General features: G+C 50.5%; 4 protein-coding genes. 2 read left to right on the forward strand and 2 right to left on the reverse strand.

Annotated elements, in window-relative coordinates; all coding sequences use genetic code 11:
• A partial coding sequence (locus tag IQ254_RS30690; RefSeq protein ID WP_193969920.1) for a hypothetical protein occupies positions 1 to 529 on the reverse strand: 529 nt, incomplete at its 3' end.
• A gap of 432 nt (positions 530 to 961) precedes the next feature.
• On the opposite strand from IQ254_RS30690, the gene IQ254_RS30695 reads away from it, so the two are divergent.
• Both IQ254_RS30695 and IQ254_RS30700 read left to right on the forward strand, forming a co-directional pair.
• Positions 962 to 1150 (forward strand): hypothetical protein, encoded by a 189-nt coding sequence (locus tag IQ254_RS30695; RefSeq protein WP_228041253.1) that lies wholly within the window; start codon positions 962 to 964, stop codon positions 1148 to 1150.
• Positions 1147 to 1590: a putative toxin-antitoxin system toxin component, PIN family gene (locus IQ254_RS30700; protein WP_193969922.1), complete on the forward strand. Its 444-nt coding sequence runs from the start codon at positions 1147 to 1149 to the stop codon at positions 1588 to 1590. Before IQ254_RS30695 ends, IQ254_RS30700 begins: the two co-directional genes overlap by 4 nt.
• 40 nt (positions 1591 to 1630) lie before the next feature.
• On the opposite strand, the gene IQ254_RS30705 is transcribed toward IQ254_RS30700, so the two are convergent.
• The coding region (locus IQ254_RS30705) for a YbjN domain-containing protein (RefSeq protein WP_228041254.1) at positions 1631 to 2454 on the reverse strand (824 nt) is incomplete at its 5' end.

The raw sequence follows: 2454 nt of genomic DNA on the forward strand, positions 1-2454 counted from the left end.
GGGCTAGGGCGGGTAGATTACGCTTTTTATGCGCTTTCTTTGAACTATCTCCCCCGCTCCTCTGCTCCCCATCTCCCCTGCCCCTGGGCAATACCTGGTAAGGCTGACAATCAACGGTGACATTGGTCGGTGGAGCAGAGGGTGTTTTGGGAATTTTTTGGGGCTTTAGAAAGAGAAAAAAGGCGATCGCATACAGCAGTAATATCGCAATCATGAGGCTGGACAGGGGAATGGTAGCGATCGCTGGCCCGACCAGTGGTGCCATTAAAACACCCAAAATTGAGCCGGTAACAATGTAGCCGCTTCTAACCTGTGGCCAGCAAAGGGGAACTTGCTTGACCGTATACTTTGTGGAGTAATAAAAGATTAGATTAGCGCCTTGCTCAGTCGGCATTACTCGGTAGGAACCGATTGGCAAAACAGGCAGATATAAAAACACCATCCACTCGGTAGTAACATAAGAACCATCCGCAGTACAATCGCGTTTTCCGTAATAGGTGGTACCAATTCCGTTTAGTGTAAACGGCATAGCAATGTCCTAAAATTCACTGCAAGCGATATCACTCCTTTTCTGGCCCAGCTACCGACAGCTCATCTTCAGGAGCGCACGGCTGTGTGTCTACTGCAAGATCGCAGCATCCAAAAAATGATTATCAAAGGGCCAATTCTTAAATACTTCTCAATGGAGAAATAAAAGGGTGAACAGTAACTATTCACCCTGGCTAACTGGCTTCCTGGTATGTATTAGGTATATCATTCATTTTGGTCAGGCAAAGTCAGGTCATAGTCGTGTGTGATGTGAAGCAAAAAAAGGTCGTTGATGATTGCAACGCCAATATCTGGCAAGCTTTACCCCACTCTCCGCCGCCCGATCCGCTTGCTAGCTGCTAGCATAAGATCTAGCGTTACTCAGCCATAGACAGAGATGATATCCATCCCGATCACGCTGGAACAGCTTATTATGGCTGTGGAACGGTTGCAGCCAGAGGAGCGAGAACAATTAGCCACGGCGCTAATCCAGATGGATTTGCGCTCAGACCTAACGGCTTTGATACAAGAGCTATACGCTCAACCGGCTAACGATGAGATTACTGATGATGACATCCTGGCTGAAATTAAAGTGGTACGGCAGCAACCCCACTCGGTATGAAATTACGGGTCGTAATTGATACGAATATTTGGATTCGTATTTTGTTGAAAGGGCGAGTCACGCTGCCTGTCTTAGAAGCCTTTAATGCCGATAAATTTCAGCTCATTATGAGTTCACCGCTGATGGATGAATTTCATGAGGTGTGGAATCGCCCACGGTTGAGGAAGCAGATCGACCCAAATCAAGCAAATCGCCTTGAGCAGCAGTTGCGACATCGTGCTGTTTGGGTTGAGGTGGAAACTATCCCTCCCAATTGTCGTGATCCAAAAGATTTGCCCGTGCTGGCAACAGCGATCGATGGAAGCGCGAATGTCATTGTTTCTGGGGATAATGATTTGCGAGATGATGATGGGTTACGAGAAGCGATGGCTATCCACCAGATTCGCTTGCTCGGAGTTAATTCTTTCCTGGCATCTCTAGATACTAGCTTAGAATCTTGATGCTCCAGAAATTGCCTTTTCTTCCCTTGGTCAACTTAACCTAAATGACAGTTGGTGAGGCCTCCTTTGCTTCGACCAAGTGGATAGCTTGCTCAGGTGAAACGTCCTCATCCAAAACGGCCTGAATCCCTGGTAGATACTCGTTCATAATCATCACGTTGGTATAGACAATTTCCCGAATTACTCCCTCTGCTTCCCCGCCCCTTTGCCCCCCGGCTTCCAGCACGGTACTCGTCTTGTAGCGGATCTCGCCGTCGTCAAAGTCCAGCTCAAAGTTGCCGAGCACCATGCCGTAGTTGGCGCGGGTGAGGAATTCGGCGACGGCGGCGCGTTTGTCTTCGGGGGCGGTGAAGGGGCAGAGGGAGTAGAAGACCATCTGCCGGGCCTCTTCGCGGGCTCTGGCGTAGCAGTTCCAGGAACCGTTTTGCCCTTCGAAGGCCAGCCGCAGGGCCGGTTCGCCTTGAATGCGGAGGAAAGACCAGTCGTCTTTGGTGAAGAAGTCGAGCATGGCGGCAAAGACGGTGGGGGATTCGTCGGCGTCGTTGCCAAAGATCTCATCGGGGTCGGCTTCAGCCAATTCTTTGAAGAAGCGGGAGACCACCCCGACGGTGTCGGAGGCAAACGTCTGGGCAATGGGGTCAAGCTGATGCCCCACCAGATCGGCAAAGAACTGGGTAATGCCCTCGGTGAGTTTTTCCTGGTCAGGAATGCCCTCCGCCAGAGCCGCAGGGGTGACATAAGACCAGAAGGTCCGATACCCCGTCGTCTCGCCATTGTCTTTTTCCTGCGTCACCGACAAACACAACCAACTCTCCGTTTGTAACAACGGATCAATCTCAAACTCACTCTCTTGCTCCCCTGCCC

It is taken from the genome of Nodosilinea sp. LEGE 07088 (genome assembly GCF_015207395.1).
In the GTDB taxonomy this organism is placed as follows: domain Bacteria; phylum Cyanobacteriota; class Cyanobacteriia; order Phormidesmidales; family Phormidesmidaceae; genus Nodosilinea.

Excerpts from the sequence above, each read along its gene's own strand:
- IQ254_RS30695 (WP_228041253.1), top strand. The coding sequence starts at position 962 with ATGGCTGTGGAACGGTTGCAGCCAGAGGAGCGAGAACAATTAGCCACG.
- IQ254_RS30700 (WP_193969922.1), top strand. The coding sequence starts at position 1,147 with ATGAAATTACGGGTCGTAATTGATACGAATATTTGGATTCGTATTTTG.